This window comes from Streptomyces sp. HB132, assembly GCF_016909575.1.
GTDB lineage: Bacteria > Actinomycetota > Actinomycetes > Streptomycetales > Streptomycetaceae > Streptomyces.
Window position 1 is genome coordinate 187,976 of record NZ_JAFBGA010000001.1, and the last position, 13,887, is coordinate 201,862.

A 13,887-nucleotide genomic window follows, 5' to 3' on the forward strand; every position below is an offset into this window, starting at 1 on the left:
AAAAAGTAGCGCGGACGGGGTGGTCTGTAAACGCCCCGTGCAGTGACTGGCGCAACTTCCCGCACACGCACGGCAGTCGCGGCCGGTGACGGGTCCGGGCGCTGTACGCACAGCCGTGCCCGGCCCATCACCGGCCCGCAGGACTAGGCCAGTCGCTCCGGCAGTTCCGCAGCGTGCAGCACGACGAGGCCGGACACCGCTCGGGTCAGGGCCACGTACAGGCGGCGCAGGCCCGTGCGTTCGTCGGGTTCGCCGTCGACCACGGCCGCCGGTTCGTCGAGTACGACGTAGTCGTACTCCAGGCCCTTCGCCAGCGAGGCCGGGACCAGGGTCAGCCGGGACTCGGCCGTCGTCTCCTGGCCGGGGGAGAGGAAGCTGTGGCCGGCCGCCGTCAGGGCCGCCGACAGCGCCGGGACGCGGGCGTCGGCGGCGATCAGGCCGATCGAGCCCTCCTGGCGCAGCGACTCCTCGCACGCCGCCACCACCGCCGCCTCCAGATCCGCCGCGCCCACCTCACGCACCGAGAGGGAGCCGGGCGCCTCACGCACCGACTCCACCGGGGCCAGACCCGGCGAGATCGCGGGGAGCAGCCGGGAGGCGTACGCGATCACCTCGCGCGGCACACGGAAGCCGGCCGTCAGCTCCTCCACCACCGCGTCCGCCTTGCCCAGATGGAACAGCGCCTGCTCCCAGCTCCCCGTCGACCACGGCGTCGTCCCCTGCGCCAGGTCTCCTAGCACCGTCGCCGAGCCGGTCGAGCAGCGGCGGCCCACCGCGCGGTACTGCATCGGGGACAGGTCCTGGGCCTCGTCGATGACGACATGGCCCAGCGAGTGCGTCCGTGCCACCAGGTCGGCGGCCTCGTCGACCAGGACCGCGTCCGCCGCCGTCCACTTCACCGACTTCACGCTGCGAGCCGGCCTGGTCATCAGGATCTGCTTCTGCTCGTCGTCGGTGAGGAGCCCCTCCGCGTGCGCGGCCAGGAATTCCGCGTCCGTCAGGATCCGCAGCACGAGCTTCGCCGGGTCGACCGCCGGCCAGATCGCCTTGACGGCCGCCTTCACCGCCGGATTGCGTGCGACGGCGTTCTGCACCCGGTCGTCCGGTGCCTCGCCCGCCTCTTCCATCCGTACGAGGACGGCGTGCGCGATGCGCTGCGGAAGCGCCTCGTGGGCGGCCCCGTACCGCATGTCCCGGGCCAGCAGCTCACCGACCATCTCCTCGACCTCGTAGGCCGGGATCCGCCAGCGGCGTGAGCCGCGCACCACCACGACCGGCTCCGACGGGGGCGTCACGTGCGAGCGGATCGCCCGCCGCAGGACCTCGGCCATCCGCGCGTCGCCCTTGATCACTGCGGCGGCGGATTCGTCGGTGCCGCGCACCTCGACGCGTGCCGCCACCAGGTCCTCGACGGTGGCCTGCCGCACCTCCAGCTCGCCGAGCGCCGGCAGGACCTGCTCGATGTAGTGGAGGAAAGACCGGTTCGGACCGACGACGAGGGTGCCGGTGCGGGCGAGGCGCTCGCGGTGCGCGTAGAGGAGGTAGGCGACACGGTGCAGGCCGACGGCCGTCTTTCCGGTGCCGGGGCCTCCCTGGACGCAGACCGTTCCGCCGAGACCGCTTCGGACGATCTCGTCCTGCTCGGGCTGGATCGTCGCCACGATGTCGCGCATCGGGCCCACACGGGGCCGCTCGATCTCCGCCTGGAGGAGCTTGCTGGTCTGCTCGGTCTCCGTGGGGTCGGCGAGGTGCTCGTCCTCGTACGCGGTGAGCTCGCCGCCCGTGTAGCCGAAGCGACGGCGGTGGTCGACGTCCAGCGGGTTTTTCCTGGAAGCCTGGTAGAACGGCTGGGAGACCGGCGCGCGCCAGTCGATGACCATGGGGTCGCCGTGGGCGTCGTGGACGTGGCGGCGCCCGATGTAGAACCGTTCCCCCTGCGAGCCCTCCGCCTTCTCGGCGCCGACCACGTGCAGGTAGTCGAGGCGCCCGAAGAACAGCGGGGTGTGGGAGAGATCGGCGAGCGCCTTGATGCGGTCGTCGATCTGCGACTGGAGGACCGCCGCGTTGACCCAGTTCGCGGTGACGTCGCGGATGTCGAGCGCCTGCACGTCCTCGCGCATGGCGCGCAGCGCGGCACGGGACGCGGCGAGGTGCGCCCGCTCCCTGACCAGTGGATTGCTTGACTCTTCGTGCGCGGGCACGGTGTTGCCTCCGGCTTTTCGACGCAGGACGGCGGACAGGGCTCACCGCCCGGTCCGCTCGGGGACGTACACACAGAGAGGCGCACGCGGGTGTGCGCGTGCGGCTGTTGTCGGCCGGTTTCCGTCCGGTCGGCGGCGCTCCCCCGGCTGCCGGCCGCGCGGAAGGGCGGCCGGTACCACGGTTCGGGAGGCGGGCAGACCGGCGATTGTATAGACCGCGGCCGCCGGGGGCGAACGAATAAAGGATCAGGCCGTGTCCGCCCCGTAGGGGACGGGTCCGTCTTCCGGCCGACCCGGGCCCGCACCTTCCTCGGCCGGCCGGCCGATGCCGCGACGCGGCCCGGCGGAGCACCATGGAAGGCATGAGCACCCTTTACGTGAACCCCCGCAGGACCGGTCCCGCGCACGGCGCGACCGCGGCCACCGGGCACCCGTACAGTCACCGGGTGGGAAACGCGATGCGCGCCGTCTCGGTCTACGCACGCACCGCGTTCGGTGTGGCCGTCCTCGGCGAGTACGCGGAGGAGGCGGGCGTCGTCCGCCGCCACCGCTGAGCCCGGGCGGGCCCCGCCCGTGGCCCCGTCAGCTCTCCGTCAGCAGCTCGTCCGCGTCGACGATCCGGTACGCGTACCCCTGCTCGGCCAGGAACCGCTGGCGGTGCGCCGCGAAGTCCTGGTCGATGGTGTCGCGGGCGACCACCGAGTAGAACCGCGCCTCGTGCCCGTCCGCCTTCGGCCGCAGCACCCGGCCGAGCCGCTGGGCCTCCTCCTGGCGCGAACCGAACGTCCCGGACACCTGGATGGCGACCGTCGCCTCCGGAAGGTCGATCGAGAAGTTCGCGACCTTCGACACGACCAGCACGCTGATCTCGCCCTCGCGGAACGCGCCGAACAGCTTCTCCCGCTGCGCGTTGCTGGTCTCGCCCTTGATCACCGGGGCGTTCAGGTGTTCGCCGAGCTCGTCGAGCTGGTCGATGTACTGCCCGATGACGAGGGTCTGCTCCCCCTGGTGCTTGCGTACGAGCGCCTCGGTGACCTTGCGCTTCGTGTCGGTCGTCGCGCAGAACCGGTACTTCTCCTCGGCCTCGGCCGTCGCGTAGGCGAGGCGCTCCGAGTCCGTGAGGTTCACGCGGACCTCGACGCAGTCGGCGGGCGCGATGTAGCCCTGCGCCTCGATCTCCTTCCACGGTGCGTCGAACCGCTTGGGCCCGATGAGCGAGAAGACGTCCGACTCGCGCCCGTCCTCGCGCACCAGCGTCGCGGTGAGTCCGAGGCGGCGGCGGGCCTGGAGGTCGGCGGTGAACTTGAAGACGGGCGCGGGCAGCAGGTGCACCTCGTCGTAGATCACGAGCCCCCAGTCGCGGGAGTCGAACAGCTCCAGGTGCGGGTAGATGCCCTTACGGCGGGTGGTCAGCACCTGGTAGGTGGCGATGGTGACGGGCCGGATCTCCTTGCGGGTCCCGCTGTACTCGCCGATCTCGTCCTCGGTCAGCGAGGTCCGCTTCACCAGTTCGTGCTTCCACTGCCGGGCGGAGACGGTGTTGGTGACCAGGATCAGCGTGGTCGCCTTGGCCTCGGCCATGGCACCGGCTCCGACCAGCGTCTTGCCCGCGCCGCAGGGGAGGACGACGACGCCGGAGCCGCCGTGCCAGAACCCGTCGACGGCCTGCCTCTGGTACGGGCGCAGTGCCCAGCCGTCCTGGTCGAGCTCGATCGGGTGCGCCTCGCCGTCGACGTAACCGGCGAGGTCCTCGGCCGGCCAGCCCAGCTTCAGCAGAGTCTGCTTGATCTGGCCGCGCTCGGAGGGGTGCACGGCCACGGTGTCCGGGTCGAGGCGCGCCCCCACGAGCGGCTGGACCTTCTTCGAGCGGAGGATCTCCTCCAGCACCGGTCGGTCGTTCGAGGTCAGCACCAGCCCGTGGACCGGGTGCTTGGACAGGGTGAGACGGCCGTACCGCGCCATCGTCTCGGCGATGTCGACGAGGAGGGCGTGCGGCACGGGGTAGCGCGAGTACTCCACGAGCGCGTCCACGACCTGCTCGGCGTCGTGGCCCGCGGCGCGGGCGTTCCACAGGCCGAGCGGGGTCACGCGGTAGGTGTGGATGTGCTCGGGGGCACGCTCCAGCTCGGCGAAGGGTGCGATGACACGGCGGCAGGCCTCGGCCTGCTCGTGGTCGACTTCGAGGAGCAGCGTCTTGTCGCTCTGGACGATGAGGGGTCCGGTCACGCGCGTCGGCCCTTTCCGGCGTGGGGTGGCCGCCCGGGTGCGAACGGTCAAACGTCCAGTGTGCCGCATCGGCCGCGAACGGGCTGGGCCCGTGCGCGCTTCGTACCCCGTCGTCGTCCGGACGCCGCCGGTGAGGAGTGCGGGTGTCCGGTGCGTGATCGGGGGCTCTGGATGCCGGCACCGGGCGTACGTATCGTTGGACCGCCTGTGACGTACGTCATGGTGCGACGACGTCCGTCCTCGCGGGGGCGGACCGGCGGATGGAGTGGGATGACGGGGGTCGAGCAGCGCATCGAGATCGTGCGGGCGTCCGAGGAGCACCTGGACGCGATCGTCGAGTTAGCGGAGTCGCGCACGCTGGTTCCGGGCGATCCGGCCGCCGGCCGGGACGGATTCCTGGTCTCGGCGTTCACCGAGGATGTCTACAGACAGCGCCTGACCGGCGCTGAGCACTTCTGGGTCGCGGTCAAGGGATCAGACGTCCTGGGTTTCCTGATGGCGTACAGCGACACCCAGGTGGAAGCCGACGAGTGGCTGAACAACCGGATCAAGACGGCCCTGGGCCACTTCCTGGTGATCAAGCAGATCTGTGTGGCCCGGGAGACGGCCAGACAGGGGGTGGCCTCGCTCCTCTACCACCACGTCCTCCAGCAGTGGCAGAGCTCACCGGTGATCGCCGCGGTGGTCTGTGAGCCGCCGAACACCGCGTCGACCGGTTTTCACCGCAAGCTGGGGTTCGAGGAGCTGACCCGGCTCACCCCGCCCGACGGCCGCCGGCGCATGGTCTGGGTGTGGCGCAAGCCCAGGGAGCCGATGCTGCAGGCCCAGTACGCGATAGCGGTGGACCTCTACAAGCACGAGGACACCACCAACTGGCACAAGCTGAACAACTTCTTCTACATCACCGCCGCCCTGGCGGCGGGGCTCGCGGTGACCCTGGGCAAGGAGAACGAGGCCGAGAACTACGCGACGGGCCTCGGGGTGATCATCGCCGTCATCGGACTGCTGACGTCCCTCGCCTTCTCCCAGATGCTGCGCTTCGGCCGCCGCTACCTCCTGAGCCGCAAGCGCGCGGCCATGGAACTGGAGGAGTACATGGCCTGGCACGGAGGTCAGCGCATAGTCGGCAGGGAGGCCGGTGACGCCGGCATGGGCTGGCTGCGCAGTTCCCCCACCGGCATGATCATGATCGCCCTGCCGTCCCTGGTCGGCGCGTGCTGGGCCGTGCTGCTGGTCATGTTCCTCTGGCCCTGACCGGGCGGACGTCCGACAGCGGCCGTCTCCGGCGGCCGCTCGTCCGCACCCCGGCGGCCGTGGCGGACCGCGAGGACGAGCCCGTCGAGCCCGTAGCGTGAGGGGATGGACGACACGGAGCCGGGGGGTGCGGTGCCGGGCCCAGGTGACCGGGAGTTCCCGGCGCACCACGCGCCCCGGTGCGCCGGGCTCGGTGAGCTGGACGCGCTCCTCACGGGGTGCCGCGCCTGTCCCCGGCTGGTGGCCTGGCGGGAGGAGGCCGCGGCGGTCAAGCGCGCGGCCTTCCAGGACCAGGACTACTGGGGGCGGCCCGTGCCCGGGTTCGGGCCCTCGGACGCGGCGGTGGCGGTGGTGGGGCTCGCGCCCGCCGCGCACGGGGGCAACCGGACGGGCCGGATGTTCACGGGCGACGCGGCCGGCGACTTCCTCTTCGCCGCCCTGCACGCCGTGGGCCTGGCCTCGCAACCGACCTCGGAGCACACCGGGGACGGGCTCACCCTGCACGGTGTGCGGCTCACCTCCCCGGTGCACTGCGCGCCCCCGGCGAACAGGCCCACCCCGGGGGAACGCGACACCTGCCGTCCGTGGCTGGCCGCCGAACTGGACCTGCTGAGCCCGGGGCTGCGCGCGGTGGTGGTGCTCGGCGGGTTCGGCTGGCAGGCCCTGCTCCCCGCGCTGGTGGAGGCGGGCCGGCACGTGCCGCGCCCGCGTCCCGCCTTCGGCCACGGCGCGCACGTCGTGCTGCCCGCCACGGAGGGCGGGCAGGAGTTGCACCTGCTGGGCAGCTACCACCCGAGTCAGCGCAACACGTTCACGGGCCGGCTCACCATGCCGATGCTCATCGACGTGCTCCGTGAGGCGGCGGCCCTCGGCGGCATCCCGGTGCCCTGACGGGGGTTCCCCGGGCCGACCGGTGGTCAGGAACGGTCGGGGGAGAGGGAGGTCGCGTCGGCAGGACTCCCGGGGTCAGGTCTGCTGCTCGTCGGCGAGCTCCGCGACGCCGGTGATCCGGTGCAGCGGATACGTCCGGACCTCGTCGGCCGTGTGGTCGTACGCCGTCACGAAGCCGCCCTCCACCTTGACCGGGGCGATCACCCGCTGGCTGGCCGCGCCGTCGGCGTTGACGTAGCCGATCCAGACCGCCGAGCCCGTCATGGCGGCTGCCTGCACGGTGACCAGGGTCTCCGCGGGGGTGGTGCGGGGGAGGGAGCCCGACGTCGCGGTGTCCGGGGCGTCCCGCTGGACCGCTCTGGCGGCCGTGTCCCCGGCCCGGACGGCGCGGACCGCGGCGGCTAGGAGGGTGGCGTCGGGGACCGGCGGGCCCTCGGGGACGGGGACGGGCGGCGTACGGGGCGGGGTGCGGCGGGCGCCGGCGCGGGTGATCAGGACGTCGCCCTCCGCGGACTCGGCGGCCGGGGCGTACCCCATCTCGCGCAGCCCGTCGAGGAGCGACCCGGGGTCGGCCTGCGTGGCCAGGACGGTCGGCGCCAGCCGGCGCAGCCGCAGGGGGGCCGAGCGCTTGTCGGCCAGGATCTCGTTGAGCACGGCCTCGTCGTCGCACCGTACGTAGGCGGAGGCGGCGCCGATCCGGAGGTGGCCGTGGCGGCGCGCCACGTCGTCGATGAGGTAGCTCAGCGGCTGCGGCACCGGTGTGCGGCTGTGGGTGGCGAGGAAGGCGTGCAGGTCGGTGGCGGCCTGCCCCGCGTCGAGCGCGCGGCGTACGGAGCCGGGGGTGAAGCGGTAGACGGTCGCCCCGCCCTTGGACTCGACGTCGGCGAGCACCGAGAGCATCTCGGCCAGCGGGCGTTCCAGCGGGCCGGGGGCGACCGCCGTCAGGTCGGCCTGGAGCAGTACGTGGTCCAGGGGTTCGGGGATCAGCGGGGCGAGGCGGGCGGCGGCCGGGGCGGGGCCCTCCTCGAGCAGGGCGCGGGCCTGGGAGGAGAGGGCCCCTCGGCCGGTGATGCCGAGCAGCTCCGCCTCGTTGACCGTCCACAGGGCGATCCGGGAGCGAAGGTCGGAGGCGTCGCCCGGGGCTGCCTGCCCACCCGGCCCCGGGGTACGTACCGGCCGTTCCCAGCGGAGCCGGGCGAGCAGTGTCTGCGGGTCGGGGGCGGTGCCCGGCGGGAGCGAGGCGAACAGGGTCAGGACCCGTCGGCGTACCTCGGGCGCGGCCGAACGGTCCAGATCGGAGCCGAGCGTGGACAGGGCCCGGCCCTTGGAGTCCTGGCCGCCGATCAGACCCGCGGTGCGGGTGGCCGCGAGCCAGGCGGTGGCGAGGTGGGTCCAGCGGTCCTGGGCGGGCAGGTCCAGCCACTCGTCGGACGCGGGGGTCGGCGCATACCGTTCGTCGGTCTCGCCGTCGGAGGCCAGCAGGCCCGCCGCGTAGGCGAGTTCGATCCAGAAGGCGGCAACAGGCTCCGGGGAGTCGAGCGCGACGGCGGCACGCTTCAGCTCGCGCACGCTGAGGCCGCCCGCGCGGAGGATGGCCGGGCCGCCGTTGTTCCAGAGCTTCAGGAGTTCCTCGACGGTCGACAACGCCATGAAGCCCTGGCCCGCCGCCGCTCTGTCCACGGCCTGGGGATCGCGCTCGGCCGCCGCCACGAGCTCCGGTGCCACGGGTTCGGGAACGCGGTGCGCGCGGCCGGCCCGCAGGTGCAGCGCCGCCTCACGGGGCAGGACGACGGTGCGCGTCGAAACGGGCAGCAACAGCCCGCGGTCGCGCAGCCATTGCACGGGCGGGGCGGGATTCGGGGTGAGCTCGCCGTACGGCGGTCCCCAGACCAGCCGGTCGAGCACGGACAGCGCCTCGGCCGGGGCGGTGTCCAGCAGTTCGGCCATCCTGGTCCGGTCCGTGAAGAGACCGGCCAGCGACGCGACGGCGGAGACCGGGTCATGGGTGCCGGGCAGCCCGGCGGTGGTCAGGATCTCCTGAAGGCGGCCCGGCGACATGCCGGCTGTCGCCTCGGCGACGGTCGGGCCGAGACCGGTGGGGGAGGGGTGCTGCGGGGACGGGGCGAGCAGCTCGCGTGCGGTGCGTACGAGATGCAGCCGCTGGTCCTCGCCCCAGACCAGGGCCTGTTCGCGCAGGGTCGTGAGGGCGGCGGGCAGCGCGGCGGTGATCGCCGCGCCCGCGTCGTCGCGGCCGTCCCCGTCGTCGTGGCCGTCACCGGTGAGGAGCGCGAGCAGCGTGTCGTACGGAGCCGGATCCGGCGCCACGGCCAGCGCCTCCGCGGTCTGCAGGGCGAAGCGGTCGAGGTGTTCCAGCGCGCGGACGACGGAGGCCCGTGTGCCGGCCCGGGTCGCCAGCTGGGTGATGTCGTTCGGCACGGGGCTCAGCAGGTCGGGGCGGGCACGCAGCAGCCCCGCCAGCGATTCGTCGCCCCGGGCGCGCAGAGCCTCGGCGAGCGTGCGCGGTGGTGTGGTCGTCCCCATCCGTCCCACGGTAGCCCCTGGAACGCTACCGTCGGGGCAGGGCGTGTGGAGGGAGAACCAGCGCGTGGGGATCGAGAGCGACCAGCTCGTCTACGACTACCTCAGCCGGGTCGGTGACCTGGCGCAGCAGCAACAGCTGTCCTCGGGGGCCCGGATGAGGCTCGTCGCGACACTGCGGGGCGAGATCGACCGGCAGCGCGGCACCGACGGTTCGGACTCTCCGGCCGTGGTCCGGCGCATCATCGGCAGGCTCGGAGCACCGGACGAACTCGTCGCCGCGGCTGGCGAGTCGGGCGACGGAGCGGTGTCGCTGCCGTCGCCCCGGGCGGACGCGGCGACGGACGCCGCACGCCCGCGCGGGGTGCCACGGGCGCGGCGGGGAGTGCTCCGGAAAGACGCGTCGGGCAAGGGCGCGTCGGGCAAGGGTGCGTCGGGTAAAGGCGCGTCGGGCAAGGGAGCCGTGCCCGAGCGGGCAGCACCCGAGGGCGCGTCGTCCGAGGGCGCGTCGTCCGACGCGACGACGGGGCCCGGCTCCGGCTGGCCGTCGGCGTCCGCTCCGCACATGGCGGGCCTCGGCCAGGCCCCGGCCGTGGGTGAGCCCTCCGAGGGTGAGCCCGAGTGGTGGCGGATCGAGCCCGGGCCGTTCGGTGAGGGCGCGCAGGGTGCGCAGGGGCCCATGGGTCCGGGCACGGCCGTTCCGGGGTTCGTGGGCGGGCTGGAGAGCCCGGAGCTGTTCGGGCTGCCCGGCACGTCGAAGGCCCCGCGCGGCCCTGGGACCCCGGGCGCACCGAAGCCCCCCGGGCCCCGCGCCCCGGAGGGCGAGGAGGAGTCCGGCGAGGCGGCAGGCGGGAAGGAGGCCGTACCGGCTGCGCTGCCCCGTCCCCGGAGGCGGCTGCGACTGCGTCCGCGGCGGGCCGTCGCGGACGCCGAGGCGGCCGCACGGCCGCGTCTCTCGAACCCGCTGCTGCTGCTGGCCGCCGCCCTGCTGGTGGCCGGAGCCGTACTCGGGTCGTGGCTGGCGCTCGCGGGTGGCTGGCTGCTGGCCTACAGCTCACGGAAGTTCTCGCGCGCGGAGGCCAAGTGGGTCGCGATGGGCCTGCCGGGCGTGGTCGTGGCGGGGGCCTTCGTCTGGGTGTGGGGGCGCATGGACGGCCGCTGGGGCGAGCCCCTCGCAGAGGACGCGGTGGGCGACGCGATGACGGACGTGTGGCCCGTGGTGGTGCGGGTGGCGGCGGTGGCCTCGGCGATGTATCTGGTGTGGCGGGCACGCAGGCTGCGGGGATGAGCCCCGCCCGCAGGCTGGTGCGGGCATAGAGCGTACGTTCGTACACTTTCAAGGTGTACGATCGTACGCATGCCGACGGACTACTTCGCCAACGATCCGCGCACCAACCACGAGCGCATGCTCGCCGGTGACCTCTACGTCGCCGACGATCCGGAGATCTCCCGGAGGCAGCAGCGGGCGGTGCGCCTCGCGTCGCGCTACCAGGACGCCTGCGCCGAGGACTCCGGTGCCGCCCGTACGATCCTGGCCGAGCTACTGGACTCCGTGGGCGAGGGCGTGGACCTGCGCCCGCCGCTCTACGTCGACTACGGCAGCAACATCAGCATCGGCGCCCGCACGTTCGTCAACTACCACCTCACCGCGCTGGACGTCGCGCGCATCACCATCGGTGAGGACTGCCAGATCGGCCCCAACGTCCAGCTCCTCACGCCCACCCACCCCGTGGAGCCGGGCCCGCGCCGGGACAAGCTGGAGGCCGCGCTCCCCATCACCATCGGTGACAACGTCTGGCTCGGCGGCGGCGTCATCGTGTGCCCCGGGGTGACCATCGGGGACGACTCCGTGATCGGTGCGGGCGCCGTGGTCACGAAGGACATCCCCGCCGGCGTCGTCGCGGTGGGCAACCCCGCCCGCGTCGTCCGCAGCGTCTGACCGGCCGCCCCATGGCCACCGGACGCACGGATCCGCAGCGCCGCGAGCGCATCCTCGCGGCCACGCTCGACCACATCGCCGAGGAGGGCGTGGTCGGCGTCTCCCACCGCAAGGTCGCCGGGCGGGCCGGTGTGCCGCTGGGCTCGATGACGTATCACTTCAGCGGCATCGACGATCTGCTGCGCGAGGCCTTCACGCTCTTCGCCGACCACATCGTGGCCGTCTTCGAGCTGTACCTGGGACGGGCCGGCACGCCCGACGAGGCCCGGGAGGCCGTCACCGACCTGATCCACGTGCTCTCCGAGGGGCCCCGCCGGGACCTCGTCCTCACCCAGGAGCTCTACACGCTCGCCGCGCGGCGTGACGAGTACCGAGAACTCACCCACGCCTGGATGAACCGCAGCCGCCGTCTGCTGGAGCAGCACTTCGAACCGGACACCGCCCGCCAGCTGGACGCGCTGATCGAGGGGCTGGCCCTGCACCGGTCCCTGGACACCGAGCCGCAGAGCCGTGAGCTGACGCGGCTGGCGGTACGACGGATGACGTCCGGCGCCTGAGGCGCGGGTACGGAGCGCCGGAAGCGTGCACGGGCGGACACCGGAACCGTGCACACCCCCGAACCGCCTGCGGGGCGCGGACCTGACACCGCGCCCCGCAGGCCTGGGGTGCCCCGCAGGCCCGGAAGGGCCCGGGGGTGCCCACGAAGGCCCGCGTCAGCGGGCCCGTTCCCTGCGCAGTCGCACCTCCTCGGCGGTCACGGGCGCGTGGATCCGGTACACGTCGCCGACCCGCAGACTGCCCGGCGTGCTGTACTCGCCGTGGGTCGCGACGAAGGAGACGGCTGTCCGCGATCCGGGCTGCCAGAAGGTGCGGTAGTACGGAGCGTTCCCCGCGTACTCCGGGATCTCCAGCAGAGGGACACCGCGACGGTGCAGGAGGCGCCGCAGCTTCTCGAACCGGAGCCGGGTGGCGAAGCGCCCGTAGCGGGCGCGGAGCACCTCGCCCGGGATCGTACGGTCACGGCGGGCGAGCCGGTGCACCTGGAGGCTGAAGTGGTGTCCCGCCCACGGGTCGCGGGCGCTCGTACGGTGGAAGTGGAACTCCGCCAGGCCGTGGTCGCGGAGCATCGCCTCCTTGCCGAAGGCGTTCTCGGCGAAGTCCGTCCCCAGCACCGCGGCGACCCGGCCCGGGGAGTCGTCAGGTCGGAGGCCGAGCACGGTGCCGGTGGTGACGGTGTCGACGTAGAACGCCAGGGAGTACGGGGTCAACTCTCGTCCTGGGCAGGAGCGGATGGGTGCTGTGATCCTGCACGCCGTGGAGCGGTCCGGAGCCCTCGGGCCCCTCGCCGCAGCCGGTGACGGACGGGCCCGACGTCATGACCGGGGAGGTCGGCACAATGGGTGCTATGCCCACACACACCTTGACGGTCGGTTTCGACCTCGACATGACGCTCATCGACTCCCGGCCCGGCATCAAGGCCGCCTACGAGGCACTGGCCGCCGAGACGGGTGTGTACATCGACACGGATCTGGTGGTCAGCCGGCTCGGCCCGCCGCTCGAGGACGAGATGGTCAACTGGTTCCCGGCCGACGCGATCGCCGCTGCGTGCGACCGGTACCGCGCCATCTACCCGGACACGGCGATCACGCCGACGACCGCGCTCCCCGGCGCCCGGGAGGCCGTGGAGGCCGTTCAGGCGCTCGGCGGGCGGGCGATGGTCGTCACCGCCAAGTACGAGCCGAACGCCAAGCTCCACCTCGCGCACCTCGGCATCGCGACGGACGTGCTGATCGGCGGGCTCTGGGCCGAGGGCAAGGCGGAGGCGCTCCTGGAGCACGGCGCGCGGATCTACGTCGGCGACCACACCGGTGACGTACGGGGGGCCCGCGCGGCCAACGCCCTGTCGGTGGGTGTCACCACCGGGCCGTGCGATGAGGAGGAGCTCCGCGCGGCCGGAGCCGACGTGATCCTTCCGGACCTCACGGCGTTCCCCGCCTGGCTGAGCACCGTCGCGGCGGCCTGACTCCCCGGGCGCGAGGCCGGGCCCTTCCGCTACCTCGCGGCGGCGCGCTTCGGGGAGTTCTTCCACACCGAGCGGACCACCCCCGCCGCCGCGATCAGGAAGCCCAGACCCATCAGCATGCACACCGCGTAGGCGATGGACGGGAACGGTTCGGTGCCCAGGAACAGCGGAGCCACGGTGACCAGGGTGGCCAGCGCGCCGAGGAAGAAGACGATCGCGCCGACCTGTACGAGCCGGTCGCCTGCGCCGGAAGGAGTAGTACTCACCCGGCAAGGGTAGTTCCCAGCTCGGCGGAACCATTCGGCGACGTCTTGTGTCCGGCCTCTGGGCCATTAGCCTGGGACTTGGCGGGTCCAGGACCCGCTGTACTGCTATCCGGAGCCGTTTCGCGGCTCTCCCGCGCACCGACGAGTACGAGGACGAGGACAGACGTGCCCACGGGTAAGGTCAAATGGTTCAATTCGGAAAAGGGCTTCGGCTTTCTTTCGCGCGACGACGGCGCCGACGTCTTCGTCCACTCCTCAGTACTTCCCGACGGCGTCGAGGCCCTCAAGCCCGGTCAGCGCGTCGAATTCGGTGTGGTCGCGGGCCAGCGTGGTGATCAGGCCCTCTCCGTGGTGGTCCTCGACCCCACGCCGTCCGTCGCCGCCGCTCAGCGGCGCAGGCCGGACGAGCTGGCGTCGATCGTGCAGGACCTGACGACGGTCCTGGAGAACATCACGCCCATGCTGGAGCGGGGCCGATACCCCGACAAGGCCGCGGGCGCGAAGGTCGCCGGCCTGCTGAGGGCGGTCGCCGACCAGCTCGACGTGTGA

General features: G+C 72.9%; 13 protein-coding genes. 8 read left to right on the forward strand and 5 right to left on the reverse strand.

Annotation, left to right across the window (positions count from 1 at the left end; translation table 11 throughout):
• Positions 1-143: 143 nt before the first annotated feature.
• A complete protein-coding gene (locus JOC24_RS00990; protein WP_205018157.1) occupies positions 144-2,201 on the reverse strand; it encodes a HelD family protein in 2,058 nt (685 codons plus the stop codon).
• A gap of 362 nt (positions 2,202-2,563) precedes the next feature.
• Here JOC24_RS00990 and JOC24_RS00995 point away from each other — a divergent pair, with 362 nt between their 5' ends.
• The gene (locus tag JOC24_RS00995) at positions 2,564-2,755 is read left to right on the forward strand and encodes a hypothetical protein (RefSeq protein WP_205018158.1); all 192 of its coding nucleotides are present in this window, start codon (positions 2,564-2,566) and stop codon (positions 2,753-2,755) included.
• A 28-nt stretch (positions 2,756-2,783) separates the two neighbouring features.
• Here the strand turns inward: JOC24_RS00995 and JOC24_RS01000 are convergent, their stop codons facing one another.
• Positions 2,784-4,427, reverse strand: coding sequence for a DNA repair helicase XPB (locus tag JOC24_RS01000; protein WP_205018159.1), 1,644 nt, complete (start codon positions 4,425-4,427; stop codon positions 2,784-2,786).
• A 270-nt stretch (positions 4,428-4,697) separates the two neighbouring features.
• Between JOC24_RS01000 and JOC24_RS01005 the strand changes: the two genes are divergently transcribed.
• Entirely contained in the window at positions 4,698-5,681 is a 984-nt protein-coding gene (locus JOC24_RS01005; RefSeq protein ID WP_205018160.1) for a GNAT family N-acetyltransferase, read from the forward strand.
• Positions 5,682-5,786: 105 nt separating this feature from the next.
• Complete coding sequence (locus JOC24_RS01010; protein WP_205018161.1) at positions 5,787-6,572, forward strand: uracil-DNA glycosylase; 786 nt, start codon at positions 5,787-5,789, stop codon at positions 6,570-6,572.
• Between the two features lie 75 nt (positions 6,573-6,647).
• Here JOC24_RS01010 and JOC24_RS01015 read toward each other — a convergent pair whose 3' ends face one another.
• Positions 6,648-9,113, reverse strand: coding sequence for a helicase-associated domain-containing protein (locus JOC24_RS01015; RefSeq protein ID WP_205018162.1), 2,466 nt, complete (start codon positions 9,111-9,113; stop codon positions 6,648-6,650).
• A 64-nt stretch (positions 9,114-9,177) separates the two neighbouring features.
• Between JOC24_RS01015 and JOC24_RS01020 the strand changes: the two genes are divergently transcribed.
• The 3 genes from JOC24_RS01020 (at position 9,178) to JOC24_RS01030 (ending at position 11,606) form a co-directional block, all read left to right on the forward strand.
• Positions 9,178-10,398, forward strand: a complete 1,221-nt coding sequence (locus JOC24_RS01020; protein ID WP_205018163.1) for a hypothetical protein — start codon at positions 9,178-9,180, stop codon at positions 10,396-10,398.
• A gap of 69 nt (positions 10,399-10,467) precedes the next feature.
• A complete protein-coding gene (locus tag JOC24_RS01025) occupies positions 10,468-11,049 on the forward strand; it encodes a sugar O-acetyltransferase (RefSeq protein WP_205018164.1) in 582 nt (193 codons plus the stop codon).
• 11 nt (positions 11,050-11,060) lie between these two features.
• The gene (locus JOC24_RS01030; protein WP_205018165.1) at positions 11,061-11,606 is read left to right on the forward strand and encodes a TetR/AcrR family transcriptional regulator; all 546 of its coding nucleotides are present in this window, start codon (positions 11,061-11,063) and stop codon (positions 11,604-11,606) included.
• A 156-nt stretch (positions 11,607-11,762) separates the two neighbouring features.
• Here JOC24_RS01030 and JOC24_RS01035 read toward each other — a convergent pair whose 3' ends face one another.
• A complete protein-coding gene (locus tag JOC24_RS01035; RefSeq protein ID WP_205018166.1) occupies positions 11,763-12,317 on the reverse strand; it encodes a hypothetical protein in 555 nt (184 codons plus the stop codon).
• A 128-nt stretch (positions 12,318-12,445) separates the two neighbouring features.
• On the opposite strand from JOC24_RS01035, the gene JOC24_RS01040 reads away from it, so the two are divergent.
• Positions 12,446-13,072: an HAD family hydrolase gene (locus JOC24_RS01040; protein ID WP_374104465.1), complete on the forward strand. Its 627-nt coding sequence runs from the start codon at positions 12,446-12,448 to the stop codon at positions 13,070-13,072.
• A gap of 29 nt (positions 13,073-13,101) precedes the next feature.
• Here JOC24_RS01040 and JOC24_RS01045 read toward each other — a convergent pair whose 3' ends face one another.
• Positions 13,102-13,338: a hypothetical protein gene (locus JOC24_RS01045; protein WP_205018168.1), complete on the reverse strand. Its 237-nt coding sequence runs from the start codon at positions 13,336-13,338 to the stop codon at positions 13,102-13,104.
• A gap of 165 nt (positions 13,339-13,503) precedes the next feature.
• On the opposite strand from JOC24_RS01045, the gene JOC24_RS33750 reads away from it, so the two are divergent.
• Positions 13,504-13,887: a cold-shock protein gene (locus JOC24_RS33750; protein ID WP_205018169.1), complete on the forward strand. Its 384-nt coding sequence runs from the start codon at positions 13,504-13,506 to the stop codon at positions 13,885-13,887.

Excerpts from the sequence above, each read along its gene's own strand:
- JOC24_RS00995 (WP_205018158.1), top strand. The coding sequence starts at position 2,564 with ATGAGCACCCTTTACGTGAACCCCCGCAGGACCGGTCCCGCGCACGGC.
- JOC24_RS01005 (WP_205018160.1), top strand. The coding sequence starts at position 4,698 with ATGACGGGGGTCGAGCAGCGCATCGAGATCGTGCGGGCGTCCGAGGAG.
- JOC24_RS01010 (WP_205018161.1), top strand. The coding sequence starts at position 5,787 with ATGGACGACACGGAGCCGGGGGGTGCGGTGCCGGGCCCAGGTGACCGG.
- JOC24_RS01015 (WP_205018162.1), bottom strand. The coding sequence starts at position 9,113 with ATGGGGACGACCACACCACCGCGCACGCTCGCCGAGGCTCTGCGCGCC.
- JOC24_RS01025 (WP_205018164.1), top strand. The coding sequence starts at position 10,468 with ATGCCGACGGACTACTTCGCCAACGATCCGCGCACCAACCACGAGCGC.
- JOC24_RS01030 (WP_205018165.1), top strand. The coding sequence starts at position 11,061 with ATGGCCACCGGACGCACGGATCCGCAGCGCCGCGAGCGCATCCTCGCG.
- JOC24_RS01040 (WP_374104465.1), top strand. The coding sequence starts at position 12,446 with ATGGGTGCTATGCCCACACACACCTTGACGGTCGGTTTCGACCTCGAC.